Origin of the sequence: Streptomyces coelicoflavus (genome assembly GCF_045041415.1) — a bacterium.
In the GTDB taxonomy this organism is placed as follows: Bacteria; Actinomycetota; Actinomycetes; order Streptomycetales; family Streptomycetaceae; genus Streptomyces; species Streptomyces coelicoflavus.
Map to the genome: position 1 here is coordinate 4,358,692 of NZ_CP108218.1, position 24,230 is coordinate 4,382,921.

Annotated in this window: 25 protein-coding genes and 1 pseudogene; 13 read left to right on the plus strand and 13 right to left on the minus strand. The window is 73.1% G+C overall.

The features are described from left to right. Nucleotides 1-35 precede the first annotated feature (35 nt). Both OHA99_RS19240 and OHA99_RS19245 read left to right on the plus strand, forming a co-directional pair. Nucleotides 36-926 carry a DUF2797 domain-containing protein gene (locus OHA99_RS19240; RefSeq protein WP_366472915.1) on the plus strand — a complete coding sequence of 297 codons (891 nt, stop codon included), beginning with the start codon at nucleotides 36-38 and terminating at the stop codon, nucleotides 924-926. Between the two features lie 82 nt (nucleotides 927-1,008). Then, nucleotides 1,009-1,908 (plus strand): amidohydrolase family protein, encoded by a 900-nt coding sequence (locus OHA99_RS19245; RefSeq protein WP_153178991.1) that lies wholly within the window; start codon nucleotides 1,009-1,011, stop codon nucleotides 1,906-1,908. A 66-nt stretch (nucleotides 1,909-1,974) separates the two neighbouring features. On the opposite strand, the gene OHA99_RS19250 is transcribed toward OHA99_RS19245, so the two are convergent. After that, nucleotides 1,975-2,673, minus strand: a complete 699-nt coding sequence (locus OHA99_RS19250; RefSeq protein ID WP_366472916.1) for a metal-dependent transcriptional regulator — start codon at nucleotides 2,671-2,673, stop codon at nucleotides 1,975-1,977. Nucleotides 2,674-2,681: 8 nt separating this feature from the next. Further along, entirely contained in the window at nucleotides 2,682-3,239 is a 558-nt protein-coding gene (locus OHA99_RS19255) for a YbhB/YbcL family Raf kinase inhibitor-like protein (RefSeq protein ID WP_153178993.1), read from the minus strand. 134 nt (nucleotides 3,240-3,373) lie between these two features. On the opposite strand from OHA99_RS19255, the gene OHA99_RS19260 reads away from it, so the two are divergent. The 7 genes and pseudogenes from OHA99_RS19260 to OHA99_RS19290 all read left to right on the plus strand — a co-directional run bounded on the left by OHA99_RS19260 (nucleotide 3,374) and on the right by OHA99_RS19290 (nucleotide 11,423). Beyond that, nucleotides 3,374-4,057, plus strand: a complete 684-nt coding sequence (locus OHA99_RS19260; RefSeq protein WP_153178994.1) for a GntR family transcriptional regulator — start codon at nucleotides 3,374-3,376, stop codon at nucleotides 4,055-4,057. A gap of 108 nt (nucleotides 4,058-4,165) precedes the next feature. Then, complete coding sequence (locus OHA99_RS19265) at nucleotides 4,166-4,903, plus strand: response regulator transcription factor (RefSeq protein WP_153178995.1); 738 nt, start codon at nucleotides 4,166-4,168, stop codon at nucleotides 4,901-4,903. Further along, nucleotides 4,900-6,465 carry an ATP-binding protein gene (locus tag OHA99_RS19270; protein ID WP_405696910.1) on the plus strand — a complete coding sequence of 522 codons (1,566 nt, stop codon included), beginning with the start codon at nucleotides 4,900-4,902 and terminating at the stop codon, nucleotides 6,463-6,465. Before OHA99_RS19265 ends, OHA99_RS19270 begins: the two co-directional genes overlap by 4 nt. A 14-nt stretch (nucleotides 6,466-6,479) precedes the next feature. Next, nucleotides 6,480-7,829, plus strand: coding sequence for a glycosyltransferase (locus OHA99_RS19275; RefSeq protein ID WP_405696912.1), 1,350 nt, complete (start codon nucleotides 6,480-6,482; stop codon nucleotides 7,827-7,829). Beyond that, nucleotides 7,826-10,033 carry an ArnT family glycosyltransferase gene (locus OHA99_RS19280; RefSeq protein WP_405696914.1) on the plus strand — a complete coding sequence of 736 codons (2,208 nt, stop codon included), beginning with the start codon at nucleotides 7,826-7,828 and terminating at the stop codon, nucleotides 10,031-10,033. The genes OHA99_RS19275 and OHA99_RS19280 overlap by 4 nt, the downstream gene beginning before the upstream one ends. Before the next feature lie 117 nt (nucleotides 10,034-10,150). Beyond that, nucleotides 10,151-10,519, plus strand: a pseudogene (locus OHA99_RS19285) (MFS transporter); the annotation flags it as partial. A gap of 145 nt (nucleotides 10,520-10,664) precedes the next feature. Beyond that, a complete protein-coding gene (locus OHA99_RS19290) occupies nucleotides 10,665-11,423 on the plus strand; it encodes a TetR/AcrR family transcriptional regulator (protein WP_153178999.1) in 759 nt (252 codons plus the stop codon). A 61-nt stretch (nucleotides 11,424-11,484) separates the two neighbouring features. Here the strand turns inward: OHA99_RS19290 and OHA99_RS19295 are convergent, their stop codons facing one another. Beyond that, nucleotides 11,485-11,955 carry a PPOX class F420-dependent oxidoreductase gene (locus OHA99_RS19295; RefSeq protein ID WP_007451368.1) on the minus strand — a complete coding sequence of 157 codons (471 nt, stop codon included), beginning with the start codon at nucleotides 11,953-11,955 and terminating at the stop codon, nucleotides 11,485-11,487. Between the two features lie 9 nt (nucleotides 11,956-11,964). Next, entirely contained in the window at nucleotides 11,965-12,351 is a 387-nt protein-coding gene (locus OHA99_RS19300) for an STAS domain-containing protein (protein WP_405696917.1), read from the minus strand. Nucleotides 12,352-12,570: 219 nt separating this feature from the next. Between OHA99_RS19300 and OHA99_RS19305 the strand changes: the two genes are divergently transcribed. After that, nucleotides 12,571-13,338 (plus strand): ANTAR domain-containing protein, encoded by a 768-nt coding sequence (locus tag OHA99_RS19305; protein WP_194280006.1) that lies wholly within the window; start codon nucleotides 12,571-12,573, stop codon nucleotides 13,336-13,338. A gap of 18 nt (nucleotides 13,339-13,356) precedes the next feature. Further along, nucleotides 13,357-14,118, plus strand: coding sequence for a GAF and ANTAR domain-containing protein (locus tag OHA99_RS19310; RefSeq protein WP_153179003.1), 762 nt, complete (start codon nucleotides 13,357-13,359; stop codon nucleotides 14,116-14,118). Here OHA99_RS19310 and OHA99_RS19315 read toward each other — a convergent pair. From OHA99_RS19315 to OHA99_RS19325, 3 genes are all read right to left on the minus strand, one after another. Further along, a complete protein-coding gene (locus tag OHA99_RS19315) occupies nucleotides 14,101-14,922 on the minus strand; it encodes a YceI family protein (protein ID WP_153179004.1) in 822 nt (273 codons plus the stop codon). The genes OHA99_RS19310 and OHA99_RS19315 overlap by 18 nt on opposite strands. 109 nt (nucleotides 14,923-15,031) lie before the next feature. After that, nucleotides 15,032-17,623, minus strand: a complete 2,592-nt coding sequence (locus OHA99_RS19320; RefSeq protein ID WP_153179005.1) for an MFS transporter — start codon at nucleotides 17,621-17,623, stop codon at nucleotides 15,032-15,034. 9 nt (nucleotides 17,624-17,632) lie between these two features. Next, a complete protein-coding gene (locus OHA99_RS19325) occupies nucleotides 17,633-18,136 on the minus strand; it encodes a MarR family winged helix-turn-helix transcriptional regulator (protein WP_153179006.1) in 504 nt (167 codons plus the stop codon). Between the two features lie 205 nt (nucleotides 18,137-18,341). Here OHA99_RS19325 and OHA99_RS19330 point away from each other — a divergent pair, with 205 nt between their 5' ends. Next, the gene (locus OHA99_RS19330; RefSeq protein ID WP_054102922.1) at nucleotides 18,342-18,542 is read left to right on the plus strand and encodes a hypothetical protein; all 201 of its coding nucleotides are present in this window, start codon (nucleotides 18,342-18,344) and stop codon (nucleotides 18,540-18,542) included. A gap of 180 nt (nucleotides 18,543-18,722) precedes the next feature. Here the strand turns inward: OHA99_RS19330 and OHA99_RS19335 are convergent, their stop codons facing one another. The 6 genes from OHA99_RS19335 to OHA99_RS19360 form a co-directional block, all read right to left on the minus strand. Beyond that, nucleotides 18,723-19,697 (minus strand): RNA polymerase sigma factor SigF, encoded by a 975-nt coding sequence (locus tag OHA99_RS19335; protein WP_153179008.1) that lies wholly within the window; start codon nucleotides 19,695-19,697, stop codon nucleotides 18,723-18,725. 292 nt (nucleotides 19,698-19,989) lie between these two features. Then, the gene (locus tag OHA99_RS19340) at nucleotides 19,990-20,841 is read right to left on the minus strand and encodes an RNA polymerase sigma factor SigF (RefSeq protein WP_153179009.1); all 852 of its coding nucleotides are present in this window, start codon (nucleotides 20,839-20,841) and stop codon (nucleotides 19,990-19,992) included. 193 nt (nucleotides 20,842-21,034) lie between these two features. Then, nucleotides 21,035-21,328: a Dabb family protein gene (locus tag OHA99_RS19345; RefSeq protein ID WP_007451196.1), complete on the minus strand. Its 294-nt coding sequence runs from the start codon at nucleotides 21,326-21,328 to the stop codon at nucleotides 21,035-21,037. Next, complete coding sequence (locus tag OHA99_RS19350; RefSeq protein ID WP_003974925.1) at nucleotides 21,328-21,549, minus strand: hypothetical protein; 222 nt, start codon at nucleotides 21,547-21,549, stop codon at nucleotides 21,328-21,330. The genes OHA99_RS19345 and OHA99_RS19350 overlap by 1 nt, the downstream gene beginning before the upstream one ends. A 168-nt stretch (nucleotides 21,550-21,717) precedes the next feature. Then, nucleotides 21,718-22,617: an XRE family transcriptional regulator gene (locus OHA99_RS19355; protein ID WP_153179010.1), complete on the minus strand. Its 900-nt coding sequence runs from the start codon at nucleotides 22,615-22,617 to the stop codon at nucleotides 21,718-21,720. Continuing rightward, a complete protein-coding gene (locus OHA99_RS19360) occupies nucleotides 22,614-23,411 on the minus strand; it encodes a peptidoglycan-binding protein (protein WP_194280007.1) in 798 nt (265 codons plus the stop codon). Before OHA99_RS19360 ends, OHA99_RS19355 begins: the two co-directional genes overlap by 4 nt. A 339-nt stretch (nucleotides 23,412-23,750) precedes the next feature. Between OHA99_RS19360 and OHA99_RS19365 the strand changes: the two genes are divergently transcribed. Next, nucleotides 23,751-24,215: a hypothetical protein gene (locus OHA99_RS19365; protein ID WP_153179012.1), complete on the plus strand. Its 465-nt coding sequence runs from the start codon at nucleotides 23,751-23,753 to the stop codon at nucleotides 24,213-24,215. The last annotated feature ends 15 nt before the right edge of the window (nucleotides 24,216-24,230 follow it).

Here is a 24,230-nt window from a genome sequence, read left to right on the forward strand (position 1 = left end):
GCCGTTGTCAGTGGTCCCGTCTACTGTCGGTGGGGATGGCACAGGCGTGGAAGTGCGCGGGGCTGCGGTGGGCGGCGGACGGTCCCGTGCTGTCGTGGGTCGGGGGCCGGCGCAGTGCGCTGGTCCGGGGGAAGCGGGTGGCCTTCGGGGTCGCCGAGGGGGCCGAGGGGGGTGTGCGGATCTGTGTGGGAGCACGGGGCCACGCGTGTCCCGTGCGGGCCGGTGTGCCGGGGCGGAGTACGGGGGCGCGGTGCGAGGAGTGCGCGCGCCTCGACCGGGCGCACTCCGTGGCCGCCGACACCATGGCGGACGACCCGCGGCCGTACCGCGTCTATCTGGCGTGGTTCGGGCCGGGCCTGGTCAAGGTGGGGATCACCGCGTACGAGCGGGGAGCCGCCCGGCTCCTCGAGCAGGGGGCCGTGTGCTTCAGCTGGCTGGGCTGCGGGCCGCTGATGGCCGCGCGCCGGACCGAGGAGCTGCTGCGGGCCGCACTGGGCGTGCCCGACCGCGTCCCGTACGCCCACAAGCGCGCGGTGCGGGACGCGTTGCCCGGGTCGGCGGCGGAGCGGGCGGCCGAGATCGCCGGGCTGCACGCGCGGGCGGTGGCGCTCGGCGGCTGGCCGCAGTCGCTGACGCCGGCGCCGTTCGACGCGGTCGACCACGCGGGTGTCTTCGGGCTCGAGGGGGCGGAGCGCGGGCCGGCGGCCGTGGCGGACGTGGCCGAGCTGGTGGCGGGCGGCGCGATCGGGGGCGGGCTGGTGGCGGCCGCCGGGCCGGATCTGCATCTGGCGACGGAGCGCGGGGTCGTCGTGCTCGACACCCGGCTGATGACGGGATGGGAGCTGGTGTCCGCCGAGGGTGCGCCGTGCACCGTGCCCCTGCGGGAGCTCAAACGGGCCGCCGGAGTGCAGGACGGGCTGTTCTGACCTCCCTCTCCATCCCCTTCCACTCCGTCCTCCTTTCCCGCCGCCCCTTGTCCGGGGGAGCGCGGAGGGCGATCGTGGCCGCATGAATGATCACGAGGCCGGGCAGGTCCGCCGGTTCTGGGAGGGGCTCGGACTGCCGGGGCTGGTTGACGTGCACACGCACTTCATGCCCGAGCGGGTGCTGCGCAAGGTCTGGGCCTACTTCGACGCGCTCGGACCGCTGACCGGCGGCGTCGAGTGGCCGATCACCTACCGGCACGAGGAGGACGAACGCGCGGAGTTGCTGCGCGCGTTCGGGGTGCGGGCCTTCACCGCCATGCTCTACCCGCACAAGGCGGGCATGGCCCGGTGGCTGAACGACTGGGCGGTGGACTTCGCCCGCCGCACCCCCGACTGCCTGCACACCTCCACCCTGTTCCCCGAGCCGGGCGTCGAGACGTACGTCCGCCGGGCCGTCGAGGAGGGGGCGCGGGTCTTCAAGGCGCACGTGCAGGTGGGCGCGTACGACCCGGCCGACGAGTTGCTCGACCCGGCGTGGGGCGTGCTCGCCGAGGCGGGGGTCCCGGTCGTCGTGCACTGCGGTTCGGGACCGGCGCCCGGCAAGCACACCGGGCCCGAGCCGATCGCCCGCGTCCTGGCCCGCCACCCCCGGCTGCGGCTGGTCGTCGCGCACATGGGCATGCCCGAGTACGAGGACTTCCTGGACCTCGCCGAGCGGTACGGGGAGGTGCGGCTGGACACGACCATGGCGTTCACCGACTTCAGTGAGCGGCTCGCGCCCTTCCCGCGCCGGGCGCTGCCCCGGCTGGCGGACCTCGGCGACCGCGTCCTGCTCGGCACCGACTTCCCCAACATCCCGTATCCCTATCTGCACCAGCTGCACGCACTGGAGCGCCTGGAGCTGGGGGACGCGTGGCTGCGCGGGGTGTGCCACGACAACGCCGTCCGGCTGTTCGGGCTGCCGGGAGGTGCCGGGAGCTGAGGTGCGGGACCGGCGGGGCACCGGCAGGGGGGAGGGCCGGTGCCCACCGGTGCCCGGCCGCCGGGTTCAGCGCGGGGCGACGAAGACGTGCGCGGCGGTCCGGGCGGGGAGCCGGACGGTCCGCCCGTCGCTGCCGACCGTCACGCCGCCCGGCCATGGTGTGACGCTCACGACCGCGCCGGGCCGTACCCCGGCCCGCCGCAGGTCGGACAGCAGGGCCCGGTCGGCCTGGACCGGTTCCCCGATGCGCCGCACGACCGCGCTCGCGCCGTCCGGCCCGGGGGCCAGGTCCACGAGGCGGACCGTGCTCCCGGCGGCGGCCGGGCGCGGGACCGCGGCGCGCCTTTCGCCCAGCTCCTCCAGGCCCGGGATCGGGTTGCCGTAGGGGGACTCGGTCGGGTGCCGCAGCAGGCGCAGCAGGCGGCGTTCGACGGCCTCGCTCATCACGTGCTCCCAGCGGCACGCCTCCGCGTGGACCTGCTCCCACTCCAGGCCGATCACGTCGACGAGCAGGCATTCCGCGAGCCGGTGCTTGCGCATCACGCGCGTGGCGAGCCGCCTGCCCGCGTCGGTCAGTTCCAGGTGCCGGTCGGCGGCGAGGCGCAGCAGTCCGTCGCGTTCCATGCGGGCGACGGTCTGGCTCACGGTGGGGCCGCTCTGGTCCAGGTGCTCGGCGAGGCGGGCGCGCAGTGGGACCACGCCCTCCTCCTCGAGCTCCAGGACGGTGCGGAGGTACATCTCCGTGGTGTCGATGAGTCTGGACACGCGGTGCGTCAGGCGGGGGTGTCGGCATGGGTGTCGGCGGGGGTCTCGGCGGTGGCGGTCAGGACCGCGCGGCCGAGGACGTGCCCGGCCATGGTGAAGCCGAGGACGGCCGGGGTGGCGTCGGCCGGGACGCCGACGGACTCGACGTCCAGGGCGTGCACCACCACGAAGTAGCGGTGCGGGCCGTGCCCGGCCGGCGGGGCGGCGCCGATGTAGCGGGCGGCGCGGGCGTCGTTGGGGAGCTGGAAGGCGCCCTCGGGCAGACCTGCTCCGGTGTCGTCGCCGGCGCCCTCGGGCAGCTCCGTGACGGCGGCGGGGATGTCGGCGACCGCCCAGTGCCAGAACCCGGACCCGGTGGGGGCGTCGGGGTCGTAGACGGTCACGGCGTAGCTCCGGGTCCCCTCCGGCGCGCCGCTCCACGCCAGCTGGGGGGAGAGGTCCTTGCCGCCGGGGACGCCGGACGAGCACTGCTCGGGTGCCCAGGCGGCGCCGTCGGTGACGGTGGTGCTGGTGAGGGTGAAGGAGGGCACCTCGGGGAGGCGGGCGAACGGGTCGTTGGCGCTCATCGCGTCGTTCCTTTCGAGCGGGACGGTCCTGGGGGCGGGCCGTGCCGATGGCGTGGGCGGCCGTTCGTGCCGGCCGCTGCAATCGACCATAACACCGATAATCGATTATTCAAGGGATCGTCTATGCTGCCTCCATGACTCAGACCGGCCCCACCCCGTCCCCGCCGCCGGGTAAGCGGATGCTCTCCGAGCAGGTCTACGCCCAGCTGCGGGACGCGATCATGCGCGGCGAGCACGCCCCCGGCGCCCCCCTCAAGCCGCAGGACCTGGCCAAGGAGCGGGGCGTGAGCCTGGCCGTGGTGCGCGAGGCCCTCGTACGGGTGGTCGGCGACGGGCTCGCCGAACGGCTGCCCAACCGCGGCTTCGCCGTCCCCGCCCACTCGGACCGCCGCTGGCAGGAGATCGCCGAGGCCCGCCGCACCGTCGAACCGGTGCTGCTGCGCATGTCCGTCGAGCGCGGCGACGTCGACTGGGAGGCCCGGGTGCGCGCCGCCCACCACCGGCTGTCCCGCACGCCCGTGTACGTGCCCGAGGAGGGCGAGTACTACAGCGAGGCGTGGTCCGAGGCGCACCGGCTCTTCCACCGCGCCCTGATGGAGGGCTGCGGCAACCCCGTGCTGCTGGAGACCTTCGACCGGCTGTGGACGGCGAGCGAACTGGCCCGCCGATGGTCGACGCACCGCAATCCCGGCCGGGACGGCGTCGAGGAGCACCGCAGGCTGGAGGAGGCGGCGCTGGCCCGCGACGCCGACACCGCGGCCGAGGTACTGGTCCGGCACCTCACCCTCACGGCGGAGGGGCTGACCGGAGACGCCTGAGGGGCGGCACTCGCGGGACGGCACCCCGTAGGCGGCCCCGCGGGTTTCTCAGAGAAATCACAGGTTGGGGAAAGGACCCTCTCAGAGCGCCCCGACAGGCTGTCCGCCATGACCACGACCTCGCCCCAGGGGCACACCGAACTGCTCAGGCCGGACGGGAGCCCCGTCCGGGTGCTTGTAGTGGACGACGAGCAGTCCATCACCGAACTGCTGTCCATGGCCCTGCGCTACGAGGGCTGGCAGATCCGCAGCGCGGGCGACGGCCACGGCGCCGTGCAGAGCGCGCGCGACTTCCGGCCCGACGCCGTCGTACTGGACATGATGCTGCCCGACATGGACGGCCTGAGCGTGCTGGGGCGGCTGCGCCGCGACCTGCCGGACGTGCCGGTGCTGTTCCTGACCGCCAAGGACGCGGTCGAGGACCGGATCGCCGGGCTGACGGCCGGCGGGGACGACTACGTCACCAAGCCGTTCAGCCTGGAGGAGGTCGTCGCCCGGCTGCGCGGACTGATCCGGCGTTCCGGCGCCGCCGACCGGCGTTCCGACTCCGTCCTCGTCGTCGGCGACCTGACCCTCGACGAGGACAGTCACGAGGTCACGCGGGGCGGCGACGGCATCCACCTCACCGCCACCGAGTTCGAGCTGCTGCGCTTCCTGATGCGCAATCCGCGGCGGGTGCTGAGCAAGGCGCAGATCCTGGACCGCGTGTGGTCGTACGACTTCGGCGGGCAGGCCAACGTCGTGGAGCTGTACATCTCCTACCTGCGGCGGAAGATCGACGCCGGGCGCGAGCCGATGATCCACACCCGGCGCGGCGCCGGGTACCTGATCAAGCCCGCGGCATGACCCGGTGGCGACGACCGCGGCCGCGGACTCTGCGGACGCGGCTCGTCGTCGCCTCCGTGGCGCTGATCGCGGTGGTGTGCGCGGTGATCGGCACGGTGACGACACTGGCGCTGCGCTCCCACCTGTACGAGCAGCTGGACCGGCAGGTGGGCGAGGTCGCGCGGCGGGTGTCCGGGTTCGGGCCGCCCGGCGAGCCGGGGCCCGGCGAGCCGGGGCCCGGCGGCGTGGGCCCGCAGCGGACGGACCTCGACGGGTTCGTCACGCACGGCGGGCCCCAGCCGCGCGACACGATCGTCGCCGAGACACAGGGCGGCGACGTCGTCGAGGCCAAGTACGGCCAGAAGGACGACGAGAGCACGTACCCCAGCAGGACGACGCCGGTCTCCCTCGACGAGGCCCAGCGCACCGCGCTCGCCTCCGTCCCCCGGGACGGCGAACCGCACACCGTCGAGATCCCCGGCCTCGGTGACTACCGCGTCGAGTACCACGACGGCTACTACGCCGCCCTGCCCACCTCCGACGTCGACGACACCATCGGCACCCTGGTCCTCGTGGAGGCCAGCGTCACCGCCGCCGGTCTGGCCGCCGCCTCCCTCGCCGGGACCGTCATCGTCGGCGTCGCCACCCGCCCCCTGCGCCGGGTCGCCGCCACCGCGGGGCGGGTCTCCGAACTGCCCCTGCACGCGGGCGAGGTGAACCTCGACGAACGGGTCCCGGACTCCGAGTGCGACCCGCACACCGAGGTCGGCCGGGTCGGCTCCGCGCTCAACCGCATGCTGGACCACGTCCACGGGGCACTGCACGCCCGTCAGCGGAGCGAGACGCGGGTCCGGCAGTTCGTCGCCGACGCCAGCCACGAACTGCGCACCCCCCTCGCCTCCATCCGGGGCTACGCCGAACTCACCCGCCGGGGAGGCGAACGGGTCGGCCCCGACACCCGGCACGCGCTGGGCCGCATCGAGTCCGAGGCCGGCCGCATGACTTTGCTGGTCGAGGACCTGCTGCTGCTCGCCCGCCTGGACGCCGGGCGGCCGCTGGAGTTCGGCCGGACCGACCTCGTACCGCTCGTCGTCGACAGTGTCAGCGACGCCCGCGCGGCCGGCCTCGACCACACCTGGCGGCTCGACCTGCCCGACGAGCCGGCCCCGGTGGCGGCGGACCCCGCCCGGCTCCAGCAGGTGCTGGTCAACCTGCTCGGCAACGCCCGCAACCACACCCCGCCGGGCACGACCGTCACCGCACGCGTGCGGCGCGGTGGGGAGTGGCTGTGCGTGGACGTCGAGGACGACGGGCCCGGCATCCCGGCCGGGTTGCTGCCGCACGTCTTCGAACGGTTCGCCCGCGGCGACTCCGCGCGCTCCCGTGCGACCGGTTCGACGGGCCTGGGGCTCGCCATCGTGCAGGCCGTGACGACCGCGCACGGCGGCGGCGTGACCGTCGACAGCGCTCCGGGGCGGACGGTCTTCACCGCGTACCTGCCCGCGGTTCACGACCGGCCGGACGCGCCGGTGCACTCACAGGCACGGCACAGTCCCAGCACACGGGTACGACAGGGGAGTTGAGAAGTGTCGGTCCCATGCGAACCGACTCTTCTCCCGGCTCCCTGCCGGCGCGGGAGCACCTCCCGGCCGCGGCAGCCGGGACGCCTGTCCTGGACGTGGTGATCCCCGTCTACAACGAGGAGAAGGACCTCGAACCGTGCGTCGTGAGACTGCACGAGCACCTCTCCCGTACGTTCCCCTACGCCTTCCGCATCACGGTCGCCGACAACGCCTCCACGGACGGCACCCCGCGGGTCGCGGCCCGGCTGGCGGCCGGCCTCGCGGCGGTCAGGTCCGTCCGGCTGGAGCAGAAGGGGCGCGGCCGGGCCCTCGGGGCCGTCTGGTCGGCCTCGGACGCCCCGGTCCTGGCCTACATGGACGTCGATCTCTCCACCGACCTGAACGCGCTGCTGCCGCTGGTGGCGCCGCTGATCTCGGGCCATTCGGACCTCGCGATCGGCTCCCGGCTCGCCCGCAGCTCGCGGGTGGTGCGCGGCGCCAAGCGGGAGTTCATCTCCCGCGGCTACAACCTCATCCTGCGCGGCTCCCTCCAGGCCCGCTTCTCCGACGCCCAGTGCGGTTTCAAGGCGATCCGCCGGGACGTGGCCCGGGTGCTGCTGCCCCTGGTGGAGGACACCGGCTGGTTCTTCGACACCGAGATGCTGGTGCTCGCCGAGCGCGCCGGGTGCCGGATCCACGAGGTACCGGTCGACTGGGTCGACGACCCGGACTCGACCGTGCACCTCGTGCGGACGGCGACCGACGACCTCAAGGGCGTGTGGCGGGTCGGCAGGGCCCTCGCCACCGGTTCGCTGCCGCTGGACCGGCTGGTCCGCCCCTTCGGCGACGACCCGCGCGACCGCGACCTGACCGGCGTGCCGCAAGGGCTGGCCCGGCAGCTCGTCGGCTTCTGCGTCGTCGGTGCCCTGTCCACCCTGTTCTACCTCCTCCTCTACAGCGGCTTCCGCCACTTCGCCGGCTCCCAGCTCGCCAACGCGCTCGCCCTGCTGGTCTCGGCGGTCGCCAACACCGCCGCCAACCGGAGGCTCACCTTCGGGGTACGGGGCCGGGGCGGCGCCGTGCGGCACCAGGCGCAGGGCCTGGTGGTCTTCGGCATCGGCCTCGCGCTGACCAGCGGTTCGCTCGCCGCCCTGAGCGCGGCGACGGCCGACCCGGACCACTCCACCGAGCTGGCGGTGCTGATCGCCGCCAACCTCGCCGCCACCGTGCTGCGCTTCCTGCTCTTCCGCGCCTGGGTCTTCCCGGACACGGCCCCTACGGCCCCCGTGGCCCGTACGGCCCCTACGGCCCCCGCGGCTCCTGCGGCCGTCACGGCCCCCGTGTCCGTACGCCCCGCCGACACCGACCCGAGGGACGCCCGATGACGACGCACCACGACCCGCTCGTGCACCTGCACACCGACCGCACACACCCGCCCGCCGACGAGGACGGAGGGCCGCCGTCCGGGGCGCCGTCCGCCCACCGCCGGAGCCGGCGGCCCGGGTTCGGCCGACTGTGGCGCGGCCGCCCCGAGGACCCGCGCCGGGTGCGCCCCGCCTTCCTCGGCCTCCTGCTGGCCACCGCCGTCCTCTACCTCTACAACCTGAGCGCCTCCGGCTACGCCAACTCCTTCTACTCGGCGGCCGTGCAGGCGGGCAGCCAGTCCTGGAAGGCGTTCTTCTTCGGCTCGCTGGACGCGGGCAACGCCATCACCGTCGACAAGCCCCCGGCCGCCCTGTGGCCGATGGCGCTGGCGGTGCGGATCTTCGGCCTCTCCTCCTGGTCGGTCCTCGTCCCCGAGGTGCTGATGGGCGTGGCCACCGTCGCCGTCGTGTACGCCGCCGTGCGCCGCCGGTTCGGCCCCGCGGCCGGGCTGATCGCGGGCGCCGTCCTCGCGCTCACGCCCGTCGCCGCGCTGATGTTCCGGTTCAACAACCCGGACGCGCTCCTCGCCCTGCTGATGTCCGTCGCCTGCTACCTCGTCGTACGGGCGCTGGAGGACGGCCGGACCAAGTGGCTGGTGTGGGCGGGCGCCGCGATCGGCTTCGCGTTCCTGGCGAAGACCCTCCAGGCCTTCCTGATCCTGCCCGCCCTCGCCCTCGTCTACGGCGTCTGCGCCCCGGTCCGGCTCAGAAAACGCCTCGGGCAGCTCGCGCTGGCGACCGCCGCGATCGTCGTCTCCGGCGGCTGGTGGGTCGCGGTCGTGGAGCTGTGGCCGGCCTCGTCCCGCCCGTACATCGGCGGCTCGCAGCACAACAGCTTCCTGGAGCTGACCTTCGGCTACAACGGCCTCGGCCGCCTCAACGGCGAGGAGACCGGCAGCGTCGGCGGCGGGGGCGGTCCCGGCGGCGGGAGCGGCGGGCAGTGGGGCGAGACGGGCTGGGACCGGATGTTCAACTCCGAGATCGGCGGCCAGATCTCCTGGCTGCTCCCGGCAGCCCTGATCCTGCTCGTCGCGGGCCTGGTCGCCACGCGCCGCGCCGGCCGCACGGACACGGTGCGCGCGTCCTTCCTGGTCTGGGGCGGCTCGCTGCTGATGACCGCGGCCGTCTTCAGCTACATGGCCGGCATCTTCCACCAGTACTACACGGTGGCCCTCGCCCCGTACCTGGCGGCGGTCGTCGGCATGGGCGCGGCGACGCTGTGGGAGCGGCGCGAGCGGATCTGGGCGTCGCTCGCCCTCGCCGCCGCCGTCACGGCGAGTGCGGCCTGGGGCTACGTCCTGCTCGACCGCACGCCCGACTACCTGCCCTGGCTGAAGGTGCCGGTCCTGGCCGGCGGCCTGGTCGCCGCGCTCGGGCTGGTCTTCGCGGGCCGGCTGGGCCGGCGGACCGCCCTCGCGGCGGCGGGCCTCGGCCTCGTGGCGTCGCTGGCCGCGCCCACCGCGTACACCCTGAGCACCCTGCGGGAGGGGCACAGCGGCTCCATCGTCACGGCCGGCCCGTCCGGCGCGAGCATGCGGGGCGGCGGTCCCGGCGGCGGCCCCGGGGGCGGCGGCTTCCCGGGCGGCGGGAACGCGCCCGGTCAGGGTCAGGGGCAGAACCAGGGGCAGGGCGGCCCTGGCGGTTTCCCCGGTGGCGGCACCGCACCGGGCGCCGGAGGCACCGGCCGGAACGGCCAGACGCCCAATGCCCAGAACGGCCAGAACGCCCAGAACGGCGGTCCGGCCGGCGGCCCGTCCGGCGAAGGCGGCCGCATGGGCGCGGGCGGCGGCGGCATGGGCGGCCTGCTCAACGGCGCCGAGGTCGGCGACGAGGCGAAGAAGCTGCTGGAGACCGACGCCGACGCCTACACCTGGGTCGCCGCGTCGGTCGGCTCCCAGAACGCCGCGAGCTACCAGCTCGGCACCGGCGACCCGGTGATGGCGATCGGCGGCTTCAACGGCACCGACCCGTCGCCGACCCTGGCCCAGTTCAAGGAGTACGTGGCGGACGGCCGGATCCACTACTTCATCGGTGGCGGCGCGGGAGGTGGCATGGGCGGCGACTCCGCTACCGCGTCCCGGATCACCTCGTGGGTCGAGGCCCATTTCAAGGAGGTGACGGTCGGCTCGGCCACCTTCTACGACCTGACGTCGCCGACGGCCTGACCGTCGCCCCGGACGCGAAACCGTTGTACAGCGCATAGGAGTCTCCTATGCGCTGTACAACATGACGACGTCGCCCAGCTGACGGTGGTCCTGGACAACACCGTGCCGGGCAGGCAGGGATACGCGGGCACCCTGCTGGGGCTGCTGCTGATCGGCGTGGGGTGCGCGCTCGGCAACCCGGCGATGGCCCACGCGCTGATGAGCGCGATCCCGCCGGGCAAGGCGGGGGTCGGCGCCGGGATCAGCGGCACGCTGGCGGAGTTCGGCAACGGACTGGGCGTGGCCGTGCTGGGCGCGGTGCTGACCTCTCGGTTCGCGGCGCTGACGCCCGTCGCGGCGGCGTCGCTCCCGGCGGCGCAGGCCTCGGCACGGGAGGAGGGGGAGCGGGGGAGGATCCTCGACGCGTTCTCCTCCGGAGTGGAGAGCAGCCAGTTGGTGGGGGCGGTGGCGGTGTTGCTGCGGAGGGCGGAGCGAGTCAGCGCCTGAGAGCTCGGGCGGTGGCGAAGACGTGCGGCTGCGGGCGCCGTTGTGGCTGTTCGCGCCCGCGCGGCGGAGCCGCATGCAGTCACGCCCCGCGCCCCTGAACGGGCGCCTAGCATGACCCGTGAGGGTTTGAGCGAGGTAGGTGCGCATGGCGAAGGCAGGGCGGCAGGGGCCGCGGGCCAGTGTGTGGCTGAACGGGGAGGGGCGGCGCAGCGGGCGGCGCGCGGCACAGCCCTCCGGGCTCGACCGGGACCGGATCATCCGGGTCACCGTCCGGCTGCTGGACGCCGAGGGACTGGCGGGGTTCTCCATGCGCCGCCTGGCCGCCGAGCTGAACGTCACCGCGATGTCCGTCTACTGGTACGTCGACACCAAGGACGAGCTGCTCGAACTCGCCCTGGACGCCGTCTTCGGCGAGCTGCGCCACCCCGACCCGGACGCCGGTCTCGACTGGCGAGAGGAACTGCGCGCCCTGGCCCGGGAGAACCGGGCGCTGCTGGGGCGCCACCCCTGGTCGTCCCCGCTGGTCGGCACCTACCTCAACATCGGGCCGCACTCGCTGGCCTTCTCCCGGTCGGTGCAGAACGTCGTGCGCCGCAGCGGACTGCCCGCGTACCGCCTGACCGGCGCCATCGCCGCCGTCTTCCAGTTCGTCTACGGCTACGGCACCATCGAGGGCCGCTTCCTGGCGCGGGTGGCGGACACCGGGCTGAGCCCGGAGGAGTACTTCCAGGACTCCATGAGCGCGGTGACCGAGATGCCGGACACCGGGGGCGTCATCGAGGACGCCCGGGACATCATGGCGGCCCGCGGCGGCGACACCGTCGCGGAGATGCTGGACCGGGACTTCGAGTTCGCCCTCGACCTGCTCGTCGCGGGCATCGACGCGATGGTGGAACGGGGCTGACCCGGAGCCGGCCGCACACGGGCCCGGCGACTCCCGGCCGCGCCCCCGGCCGGGGCCGTCCTCAGTCGTCCGCCGCCAGCCGGGCCGGGAAGCCGCCCGTCGCCACCGGTCCCCACTTCTGCGGGGTCACCCGGATGATGGACTTGCCCTGCTTGACCATGGCCTGCCGGTACTCGTCCCAGTCCGGGTGCTCGCCGGAGATGTTGCGGAAGTACTCCACGAGCGGCTCCACGGACTCCGGGGAGTCGACGACCTCGGCGGTGCCGTCGATCTGGACCCACGGGCCGTTCCACTCGTCGCTGAGCACGATGAGGCTGACCCGGGCGTCGCGGCGCGCGTTGCGGGTCTTGGCCCGTTCGGGGTACGTCGAGACGACGATCCGGCCGGAGTCGTCGACCCCGCAGGTCAGCGGCGACCCCTGGGGGCTGCCGTCGGCCCGCCGGGTCAGCAGGATCGCCCGGTGCCGGGGACGTACGAAGTCCAGCAACTCGTCCAGGGAGACGCGGGTGTTCGTCGCGATACTCGGTGCCATGCCGCCAGCCTAGGCCGCCGTCCCGCTCTCCGCGTGCAGTGCCTCCGCGAGGTTGTCGTGCACCGGCACGTCGCGGCGCAGGCCGGAGAGTTCCAGGACGCGGCTCGCCACGCCCGGGGCGGCCACCACGCGCAGCAGGGTGCTGTCGGGCAGGCGGCAGCGTACGGCGGCGATCAGGCGGACGCCCTGGGAGTCCATGAAACGGGTGCCGGACAGGTCCAGGACGAGCAGGCGCAGTTCGCCGGAGCGCTGCTCCACGGCGGTCATGATCAGGGGCAGCAGTCCCGAGGCGTTGCAGAAGTCGATCTCGCTGGGCATCGCGAGCACGGCACAGCCCGGTGGCTCACAGGGCTCGTACGGCTCACGGGACTGAGGATGGAAGGTCACAGCACTCACCTGACAGACGTCCGTCGGGCTTCCGGCCGGGCCGCTTCCTGACCCGGTCCCATTCCACCACGCCGGGCCGCGGCGCGAAAGGTTCCCGGCCGCCCGCCGGCCCGGTCCGTCGGCCGAGCGTCACCGGCACGCAACCAAGCAGCTAAAGTGCTGTTCGTCCTGTGCTCGCAGTCGGGAATGTGCTGCGGAGCTCTCCTGCGCACGGCCGTGAGGCCGCGCATGCCGAAGAGGTTCGTGGTGGCTGCGTCCGAATTTACTGATTTGCCGCGTTTTCCGGTGGGCTTCGAGCTGGCCGACGCCCTGACGGCTGCGGCCCGGGACCTGCACGGGACGAACACCCCCGGCGACACCCTGAACACCGCCGTCCACCTGGCCGTACGCCTGCTGCCCGACGCCGAGCACGCGGGCATCGCGGAGATCCAGCGGGGCGGCCGGCTGCGCACCCTCGCCTGGACCGACGAGACCGTACGGTTCGCCGCCGAGCCCCGGCAGGGCGGCCAGGGCGTTCAGGGCGGCCACACCCCGCACCCGGACTGGGAGCGCCTGTGGACGACGCCCGTGGTGCACACGGACGACAGCGAGGCCGACGGCGGCGGCAACGCCCTGTCCGGGATCGGCCTGCGCTCGGCGCTGTCCCTGCGGCTGCGCGCCGACCGGCGCCGGCTGACCGTGCTGACGGCGTACGCCCGCAAGCCGCAGGCCTTCGACGAGGACGCGGCCCGCATCGGGCGGCTGTTCACCGCGCACGTCTCCCTCGCCCTGGACTCGGCGACCGTGCGCGAGCAGCTCACCGAGGCGATGCGGACCCGGGACCTGATCGGCCAGGCCACCGGCATCCTGATGGAGCGTCTGGACATCGACGCGGCCGGGGCCTTCGAGTCGCTGGTGAAGGCCTCCCAGCGGGAGAACGTGAAACTGCGCGACCTGGCCCGCCGCATCGTCGACGCCCATTCCGCCCCGGGCGGCCGAGGCGTGACCGAGCGCTGACGGGACATCCGTACGGTCATGACCCCTCGGACCCCCGACACGGCCACGGCCGTCGACACAGCCGCGGACACGGCCCCGGACACGGACGCGGCCGCGAAGACCCTTGATCACGCCATCGCGCGCGCCCAGGGCCTGGACACCCTGCTGCGCGACCTGACCGACCGGGCGGTCCAGCAGGTGCCGGGCGCCGACGCCTGCTCGGTCACGGTGCGCCGTGCCGACCGGCTGATGACGCTGGCGGGCAGTACCGGTCTGCCCCGCGGCCTGGACCTGCGCCAGTACGAGAACGGCTCGGGGCCCTGCGTGGACGCCGCCGAGTCGGGCGACGCGCAGTACTCCGCGGACCTGGCCGCCGAGGACCGCTGGCCCCCGTACACCGAGTACGCGCTGGCCACCGGCGTGCGCTGCGTGCTGGCGCTGCCGCTGGCCGTCGAGGGCGAGACGGGCGCCGCGCTCAACCTCTACGGCCTCGAGCCCGACTCGCTGGCCCGTGGGCTGGACGCGGCCCGCGCCTTCGCGGAGCGGGCCGCGGACGCGGTGAACGAGGCCCTGCGCGTCGAGCGGGAGCGGGCCTCCGCGGCCGACGTGCGCACCGCCCTGCTCTCCCGCAGCGTCATAGACCAGGCGGTCGGCATGCTGATGGCCCGGGAGCGCATCGACGCCCACCGGGCCATGGAGCGGCTGCGCCGCGTCTCACAGGACCGGAACGTCAAGCTCCGGGACCTGTGCGCCCAGGTGGTGGCCCGGGCGTCCGGCGGTGCCTCACACGGCCGGAAGTGACTCCCCCTGGACCGCCTGGACGTCCAGCTCGACCCTGAGGGTGGTGCCGATGGCGGCGATGCCGGCCTGGACGACCTGGTTGTAGTTCATGGCGAAGTCCTCGCGGTGCAGCTCCGTCGTCGCGCGGAAGGCCGCCCGGGTGCCGCCCCAGGGGTCGGCGCCGGTGCCGAGGTAGGCCAGGTCGAGGTCGACCTCGCGGACGACCCCGTGCAGACCCAGCTCGCCGTGGACGGTCCAGCGGTCCGGGCCCGCCTCCGAGACACCGGTGGAGCGGTAGGTGATCTCCGGGAACCGCTCGACGTCCAGGAAGTCCGGCGAGCGCAGGTGGGTGTCGCGCATGCCGTTGCCCGTGTCGATGGAGGCCGCCTTGATCACCGCCTCCACCCGGGACTTGGTGACGTCGTCCGGCGCGATCTCGACGGTGGCGGCGAAGTCGGTGAACCGGCCGCGCACGCTGGAGATGCCGAGGTGCTGGGCCACGGCGGCCACACTGGAGTGCGCCGGGTCGACCGTCCACGGCCCCGGCGGCGGCAGCTCGGTGCCGCCCTGGCGGGCCAGCGTCACGGTGCCGACCTCGGCCCGGCCGCTCGCGGTGACGATCGCGCTGGAGGCGGCCGGCGCGTAGCCGACCGCGGTGACGATCACGGTGTACGCCCCCGGCGTCAACGGGGTGGTGTCCCGCACGGCGCCCTCGGTGTCCGCCTCGGCGCGCAGTACCTGGACGCCGGTCATGTCGGTCACCGTGACGACCGCGTGCGACACGGCCCATCCGTCCCGCGTTCGGATCCTCGCGGTCAGTCCCATCCCGTTTTCTCCCTGCAAAGGCTCAGAAAGTGGTCGTAAAGAAGCCGGCCCGTGGTGGGCGGGCGCACCTCCGCTCAGAGCGCGCACGCCACCACGGGCCGGGGTTCCGCTACTCGCCGGGGTGGGCGAGCTCGATGTCGTGGCCGTCGGCACCGGGTCCGGCGACCGTCAGGGCGGTGGCCACCGGCGGGTAGCCGGTCGCGATGACGGTGTACTCACCGGCGTCCAGGTCGGTGAAGGCGTACGCCCCGTCCGCCCCGGTGGTGGCCGTGCCGATCACGTTGCCCGCCGCGTCGACCAGGGTGACCCGGGCGTCGGCCAGCGGACCGTTCGGCGCCCGTACCACGCCCTGGACCTGGGCCCCGGCCTGGAGGTCGACCTCGACGCGGGTGACGCCGGTGCCGCCCACCTCCAGGGGCAGGGCGCGGGGCCGGTAGCCGGCGGCGTTGACCGCGACGGTCACCGTGCCCGGCACCAGCTCGGTGAAGGCGAACTCGCCCGCCTCGCCGGTGGTGGCGCTGGCCAGCAGGTCGCCGCGCACGTCGGTCACGATCACCATGGCGTCCTTGACCGGCAGCCCGCTCTCCACGGCCTTCACCAGGCCGGTGAGCCCGCTGGTGCCGCTGAGCAGGATGTCGTAGGCGACCGGCTCGTCGTTGACGACGATGGTGGAGGCCTGCGGCTGGAAGCCGTCGGCGGAGGCGATCAGCACGTACGACCCGGCGCTCGGCGCGTCGATGCCGTAGGAGCCGTCGGCCTGGGCGACGGACCGGCCGAGCTGGCGGCCGGCCAGCGAGATCAGCGTGACCGCGGCCTGCGGGACCGGGGCGGACTCGGCGCCGCGGACGAAGCCGCGGACCGCGATGCCGCCGGAGACGGGCGCCTGCGGTTCGCCGGCGCCGGTCGTCGTGGCGACGGCGGCGAGCCGCTGCGTGGCCGCCGGTGCGGAGACCGGGGAGGCCGCGGTGTCCGAGACGGCCGAGGCGGCCGGGTCGCCGGACGGCGTGGCCGAAACGGCCGCCATCGCACCGGCCGGAACCGGCTCGTCGGCGACGCGGACGGCCTCCGCGGGGGTGCCCGCCACCGGCGGGGCGGCCTCGGCCGAGGACTCCGCCGCCTGGGCGAGGGCGCCCTTGGTGCGCAGCGGCACCTCCTTGATGAACAGCGTCACCAGGAAGCCGAGCAGGGCGATCGGCGCGACGTACAGGAAGATGTCGGCGATGCCGTGCCCGTAGGCGCTCTCCAGCCACTCGCGGATGCCGGGGGGCAGCAGGTCCATGTCGGGGATGGCGCCGCTGCCGGCGGTCTTGGCGGCCGCCGCCTGCTCCTGCGGGCTGAGCTGCCCGATGGTGTCCGCGGCGTAGTGGCTGATCCGGGACGACATGATGGAGCCGAGGACCGAGACGCCCACCGCGCCGCCGAGGGACCGGAAGAAGGTGACCGTGGAGGACGCGGAGCCCAGGTCGCCCGGGTCCACCTGGTTCTGCGTGCAGAGCACCAGGTTCTGCATCATCATGCCGACGCCGAGACCCATCAGCGCCATGAAGATGCCGATGTGCCAGTACGGGGTGTCGTAGCGCATGGTGCTGAGCAGGCCCAGGCCCGCCGTCAGCAGCACGCCGCCGGCCAGCAGCCAGCGCTTCCACTTGCCGGTCTTGGTGATGACGATGCCGGAGACCGTGGACGAGACGAACAGGCCGCCGATCATCGGGATGGTCATGACGCCCGACATGGTCGGGGACTTGTCCCGGGCCAGCTGGAAGTACTGGCTGAAGTAGACGGTGCCCGCGAACATCGCGATACCGACGAACAGCGAGGCCAGCGAGGCCAGGGTGATGGTGCGGTTCCTGAACAGCCGCAGGGGGATGATCGGCTCGCTCGCCCTGCTCTCGACGAGCAGGAAGATCAGCGTCAGCACGATCGCGCCGCCGACCATGACGCCGGTCTGCCAGGACATCCACGAGTACTTGTCGTCGGCGAAGGTGACCCAGACGAGCAGCAGGCAGACGGCCGCGGTGACGAAGAAGGCGCCGGCCCAGTCGACCTTGACCTTCCGCTTGACCACGGGCAGGTGCAGCGTCTTCTGGAGCACGATCAGCGCGAGGATCGCGAAGGGCACGCCGACGTAGAGGCACCAGCGCCAGCCGAGCCAGCTGGTGTCGGTGATGACGCCGCCGAGCAGCGGGCCGCCGACGGTGGCGACGGCGAAGGTGGCGCCCAGGTAACCGGAGTAGCGTCCGCGCTCACGCGGGGCGATCATCGCGGCCATGATGATCTGGGCCAGGGCGGACAGACCGCCGGCGCCCAGGCCCTGGATGGCCCGAGCGGTGATCAGCATCGCGGGGTTCTGCGCCAGACCGGCCACCACGGAGCCGATGACGAAGACGACCAGGGCTATCTGGACCAGGGCCTTCTTGCTGAACTGGTCCGCGAGCTTGCCCCACAGCGGGGTCGAGGCGGTCATCGTGAGCAGCGAGGCCGTGACGACCCAGGTGTAGGCGCTCTGGCCGCCGCCGAGGTCCCCGATGATCTCGGGCAGCGCGTTGGTGACGATGGTCGAGGACAGGATCGCGCAGAACATGCCGAGCAGCAGCCCGGACAGTGCCTCCATGATCTGCCGGTGCGTCATCGGAGCGTCTCCGGAGGAGCCTCCCCCGTGCTTGGCATGAGCCCGCACACCGGCTGGTGTGGTCGTTGCCATGAACTTCCTTTACTGAATGGTGATCGCGGGTGTACGGGTGGACTGTTCGTCCCCGGACAGTGCGGGAGGCCGGGCCGCGGGGGCCCGGCAGTCGTCGAAGCTGGCCCTGAGGCGGGCCATGAGCCGGGAGAGCTGGCCGACCTCGTCGTCGGTCCAGTCGCTGAGGCGGTGGGAGAGCAGCTGGGTGGTCCGCTCGGCGATCTCGTCGAGCTGCTCCTGCCCCGCGGGCGTCAGGCGCAGGATGCGCGAGCGCTTGTCCGCGGGGTCGGGGGAGCGGTCGATCCAGCCCCGCTCGGCGACGTGGGCGACGTGGCGGCTGGTCACGGACATGTCCACGGCGAGCAGCTCCGCGAGCTTGCTCATGCGCATGTCCCCGTGCCGGCCGAGCAGGGTCAGTACGGCGACGGATCCCCCGGGACAGTCGGACGGCAGCATCCGTCCCATCTCCCGCTTCACGGCGCCGAAGGCGCTGAACTGACGGATCAGCTCCTCGTACTGCGCCTTCCCGGCCATACGCACCTCCCGATTCGTTGCTTAGGGCAACCATAAGATCCGTTAGTTGCTACAGGCAAACAAAAAGGGCCGGTGCGGAATAAAAAGTTGGCAAAGGCAAGTATTGCGAAAGTAAACGCGCAGGTGATAGGGGGTGGGCGGGGTCAAGGGCACTCGGCGGCCCCGCACTTGGGCCGCACCCGCAGATTCGCTAGTGTCTCGGCCCATGGCTAACACCCAGGGCCCCCAGGGCACCAACGACCCCGCAGGCAGCACCCAGATGTTCCGCGCGTTCGTCGACGACGCCCCGCAGAGCCGGCAGGCGGCGGCCCCCGCCGCCTCCTCCGGACCCCGCGTCGGCCTGATCGTCGGCGTCCTGGCCGCCGTGATCGTCGTCGCGGCCGTGGCCTGGCTGGCGCTCGGCTAGAACCGGCACCGGCTACAACCGGCACCGGCTACAACCGGCACCGGCTACAACCGGCACCGGGCAGAACCGGCACCCGGGCCCTCCGGCCGGTACCGGCGCATACGAAGGCGACCGCCGCGGCACCCCCGAGGTGCCACGGCGGTCGCCGTGCTGTCGTACGGGCTCTCCCGCGGCGCGGACTCAGTCGGAGATGAGGCCCTCGCGCAGCTGGGACAGGGTCCGGGTGAGCAGCCGGGAGACGTGCATCTGCGAGATGCCGACCTCCTCGCCGATCTGCGACTGGGTCATGTTGGCGAAGAACCGCAGCATGATGATCCGCCGCTCCCGGGGCGGCAGCTTGGCCAGCAGCGGCTTGAGGGACTCGCGGTACTCCACGCCCTCCAGCGCGGTGTCCTCGTAGCCCAGACGGTCCGCCAGCGAGCCCTCGCCGCCGTCGTCCTCCGGGGCCGGGGAGTCCAGCGAGGAGGCGGTGTAGGCGTTGCCCACCGCGAGGCCGTCGACGACGTCCTCCTCGGACACGCCGAGCACGGCGGCCAGCTCGCCGACGGTCGGGGAGCGGTCCAGCTTCTGGGAGAGCTCGTCGCTGGCCTTGGTCAGCGCCAGGCGCAGCTCCTGGAGGCGGCGTGGGACGCGCACCGACCACGAGGTGTCGCGGAAGAACCGCTTGATCTCGCCGACGACGGTCGGCATGGCGAACGTCGGGAACTCGACGCCCCGTTCGCAGTCGAAGCGGTCGATCGCCTTGATCAGGCCGATGGTGCCGACCTGGACGATGTCCTCCATCGGCTCGTTGCGGGAGCGGAAGCGCGCGGCGGCGTAGCGCACCAGCGGGAGGTTGAGCTCGATCAGGGTGTCCCGGACGTAGGCACGCTCGGGGCTGTCCGCGTCGAGGGCGGCGAGCCGCAGGAACAGGGAGCGGGACAGGGTGCGGGTGTCGATGGCCCCCGTGGCCTCTGTGGCCGGGAGCGTCTGGGCCGGCACGGCGTCGAGGTCCGGCACGGCGTCGCCGGCCTGAGCGCCGTCGACGGTGCCGACGGAGTCGATGGAGCCGACGGGGCCGACGGGCTCGACGGCGCCGAGCGCCTCGATCGAGTCGGGCGCGGACTCGCTCTCCGCGAGCGCGAGCACCTTCGAGCTGCCCTGTTCTGCGGACATGCCACCCCCTTTGGGTCGCGGGACGGTCGCGGCACACGCTCCCACGCCGGGAACGCAGCCTTCACCTGAATACCGGAGCCGAAGCCCCGGCAAACGCGTCTCCGGCAGAATGTCACATGTCGGCAACGCGCTGTAGTGACATGTCGACATCCGAGATGCGAATACCCCCTGGAAACAGGGGGTCTGATGGGCTTTCAGCCCGATTCCGTCCGCAACGGCCCTGGTGAGCGATTCGCTCTCCCCGGTGACGTCTCGCTCGCGCTTTCGACTCCGCCCGGAGTCCCCGCCGAGCTTACGCGTCGATCCGGTTCGCGGACCTCAACCGCTGGAAACTACGCGCCAGTAGCCGCGAGACGTGCATCTGGGAGACGCCGAGTTCCGCGCTGATCTGGGACTGGGTCAGGTTGCTGTAGTAGCGCAGCAGCAGGATGCGCTGCTCCCGCTCGGGGAGCTGGACGAGCAGGTGGCGCACCAGGTCGCGGTGCTCGACCCCGTCGAGGGCCGGGTCCTCGTAGCCGAGCCGGTCGAGCAGCCCGGGCAGCCCGTCGCCCTCCTGGGCGGCCTCCAGCGAGGTGGCGTGGTACGACCGTCCCGCCTCGATGCAGGACAGCACCTCCTCCTCGGTGATCCGCAGCCGCTCGGCGATCTCGGCGGTGGTCGGGGACCGGCCGAAGGCGGTGGTCAGGTCCTCGGTGGCGCTGTTGACCTGCACCCACAGCTCGTGCAGCCGGCGCGGCACGTGCACCGTGCGGACGTTGTCGCGGAAGTACCGCTTGATCTCGCCGACGACGGTCGGCATCGCGAACGTCGGGAACTGCACGCCCCGTTCCGGGTCGAAGCGGTCGATGGCGTTGATGAGCCCGATGGTGCCGACCTGGACGACGTCCTCCATCGGCTCGTTGCGGGAGCGGAAGCGCGCGGCGGCGTAGCGCACCAGCGGGAGGTTGGCCTCGATGAGCGCCGCGCGCACCCGGTCGTGCTCCGGCGTGCCCGGGGTCAGGTCCTTCAGCTCGCCGAAGAGCACCTGGGTCAGGGCCCGGGTGTCGGCACCCCGGCTGCGCTGCGGCGCGGGTGCCTCCTGGGCCTGGGCCTGGGCCTGGGCGGGCGGCGCGGGCGGTGCTTGAGGCGCAGTACTGGCCGGCACGGTCAACTCCACCTCGTGATCTGTCAACTCTTCCGTCAATTCATCCGTCAAAAGCGGTCATAGCATCACAAGACATGTCCACTGTGTGCAAGCACCGCATAACGTCGTGTTGAGTGAACGCGGAAAGGCCCCGCACCGGGCTGGTGCGGGGCCGGGGGCACGGGGCGGAGCGCCCTGCGGGCCCGTGGTCGTACTAGAACTCGTAGTCGGCGATCACCCAGGTGGCGAACTCGCGCCACAGCGCGACGCCCGCCTGGTGCGCCGGGTGTTCGAGGTAGCGCTTGAGGGCGTCGGCGTCGTCCACGGCCGAGTTGATGGCGAAGTCGTAGGCGATGGGCCGGTCGCTGATGTTCCAGGCGCACTCCCAGAAGCGGAGGTCCTCGATCTGGCCGCCGAGCGCCCGGAAGGCCTCGACGCCCTCCACGACGCGCGGGTCGTCGCGCTCGACGCCGTCGTTCAGCCTGAACAGCACGAGATGGCGGATCATCACTCTCCTCCGTTGGCGGCCCAGGTCATGAAGTCGCCCACGGCGCCCGCCGCGTCGGATATGCCCTGGAAACCTATCTGCACGTAGTCGGCTGCCTTGGCCGGATCAGTGATGATCACGTACAGCACGAAGACCACGACCACATAGACGGCGATCTTCTTCGAGTTCACCGCCACCGCGGCCTCCCCTGTCCCTTCGACCCACGCCTTTCGGTCGCTCATGATCGCACGAAGGGCCCCGTCTAGCGACGGGTCCGTTCCCCGGCCCGCGGAAGGTCAGCGACGCGCGCGCTCCCCGGGACCCGGAGCCCGGCCTCCGCGGCACCACCGACGCCCCGTCCACCTCCCACGAAACCCCGACTCCGGTGCCGACATCCGCGAGGCCGGACGTCACCCGTGAGAGTCCGGCGTCGGGGAAGGCGAGGGGGCCCTGCTCGCGGCGGCGGCCCGGCCCACACGGGCCTCGAAGCACTCCCGTTCGCCGTCGGCCGACGCCGGCCGGAAGCAGGCCCGCACGGTGCTGCCGGGGGTGACCTCGGTCATCTCGGTGTACATGAAGGTCGCCGCCTCGTCCGCGTTCCCGATGCGCAGGCTGTGGGTCGGGCCGCCTGCCGTGACGTCCAGCCGGTCGCCGATCTCGGTCCTCCAGGTCCGGGCCCAGCTCGCGCCGCACTTCTCGCTGTGCCGCAGCTCGACGTGGGCGCCGGTGGCCGTGCGGTACGCCGCGAGGGTGTCGGGGCCGATGCCACAGATCAGGCGCATCGGGTCCCGGCCCTCGCAGGCGGCCCCGTGGCACAGGGGAGCGAGGGAGAAGGGGACGGAGGCCGGCAGCGGTTCGTCCTCCGGTGCCTGCGAGTCCGGCAGCAGGAGGAACAGCAGGGCCGCGACCCCGCCGACGACCACGGTGTACGCCGATGCCAGCAGCAGCAGAAGCCTGCTCCTGCGGAGGTGCCGCCCGGTCCCCGCGGGCGGTGGCGCCTCCGGACGCGGAGGCGGCGGCTCGTCCGCCGGAGAGTGAGGGGCGGACACGGGTGCGGAGGCGGTCGTCGCGCGCCCGCCCCAGCGCGACTCGGCGAGCTCCCACAACGCCAGGGGCCGCCCCTCCGGTTCGTCCGCGAGCCGGCACAGTTCCCGTACGGCGTGGCGTGGCGGCAGGCTCTTCCCGTTGAGGTAGCGCTCCCACGAGGACTTGCTGTACGCCGTCCGCTCCGCCAGTGCTGCCAGGCTCAGCCCCGCACCGGCCCGCAGTTCCCGCAGTGCCGCGACCAGCCGGGTGTGTTCCGGGGTCACTTCGGATCCGCCTCCCGCAGGGCCTGCCAGGTGGGCGGGTCGATGACGCCGTTCACGATCAGCCCGTTCCGCTTCTGCATGCGCTCGACCGCTCGCCGCGTCTTCGGGCCGAAGACGCCGTCGACGTCCCCCGGCGCGGTGCCCGCCCGGCGCAGCAGGCACTGTGCCTCGGCCACTTCGAGTCCCACCTGGGTGTTGGACAGGAGGACGTCCGTCGTCCGGCTCAGCCCCGCGTACCAGCGGCCGTCGGCCCTCTCCAGCCGACAGGTGTAGATGACCGGCACCAGGGACTCCGTCACGGTGGCCGGGACGGTCGTCACGGTGTCGCCGCGCTCGCGGGCGAGCTGGGCACGGGCGTCGGTGAGCCGCACGGCGAGCAGGAGCGCCACCGAGACGGACAGCACCGTGACGACGGCCCCCGCGACGACCGCGGTGCGCAGCAGCCGCCCGTGCGGCTGCCGCTCCTGCCGAGCGGGCTCCTGTGCGGCGGCCGGGCTCCCGGGCGGCTCGGTGGCGTCCGGCCGCCCCTCCGCCCAGTGTTGCGCCGCGATCTCGTGCAGGGCCAGCAGCCGGGTCGGGTCGTCACCGCCGACGCGGCACATCGCCTCGACGGCCTCCCGCGGCGGCAGGGCCCTGCCGTTCAGATATCTCTGCCACGACTTCGCGCTGTACCCGGTCCTCGCCGACAGTTGCCGCGTCCCGAGTTCGCTGCGGTCCTTCAGCCCGCGCAGTCGCACGATCAGTTGGTGGACCGGTGCGGGTAATCCCGCGGGCAGTTCCTTCCAGCGCGACACGCTTCCCCCCACCGCGTTCCGGACCGCCGGCCCGGCCCCCGTGCATCGATCGGCCTCATTCTGCATCAGCCGTCAAGGAGTGGCCCAGAGCATGCGACCGCCCTGAGGCGACCGCGCACCGGCGGGCTCCGCACCGGCGAGGAACCGGCCGTCTCTCTCGTCACGGTCCCGCCGCACGGACTCGGCGGGTGACATCTATGCAGGTCAGCGCGTGGGACGTCCCGGGACGAGGTCACTTCCGCCTCAGCTGTGGCCGCCCGTCCCGCCGGTCCCGCAGTCTCGGTGCGGAGCCGGCCGCCGCGGCCGGCTCCGCTCATGCCACCTCACAGGAGTGTTCCCATGACGCTGAAGAGAAAGCTGGCGGCGACCCTGCTCACCGCCGGACTGGCCGCGACCTCGGGCCTGCTGACGGCCCCGTCCGCCTCCGCCAGCAGCATGTACGACTGCTCGTACCCCCGCGTGTGTCTGTACGACGGCGCCTACTCCGCCCGCAACGTGTTCGGCTACTTCCAGGACACCTACTACCAGAACATCCCGAGCGGCGGACAGAACCGGGCGGACGCGGTCGTCAACACCCGCAACGACGACTCCGTCTGGCTGCTCGACACCGGAGCCTCTCCGGACGCGTACCTCTGCATCCCGCGGAACACCGCCGTGAATCTCGGCAACTACCAGCACCCGAACGGCGGCACCTGGGCGAACGACGTCGACACCATCAAGATCTGGGGCGACCCCGACGACGGGAAGTGCAGCGGCACCTTCCAGGTCAGGCAGGGCCGGGTCAAGGACGGCTGGCGTCCCTGACCGCACGAAGGGCCC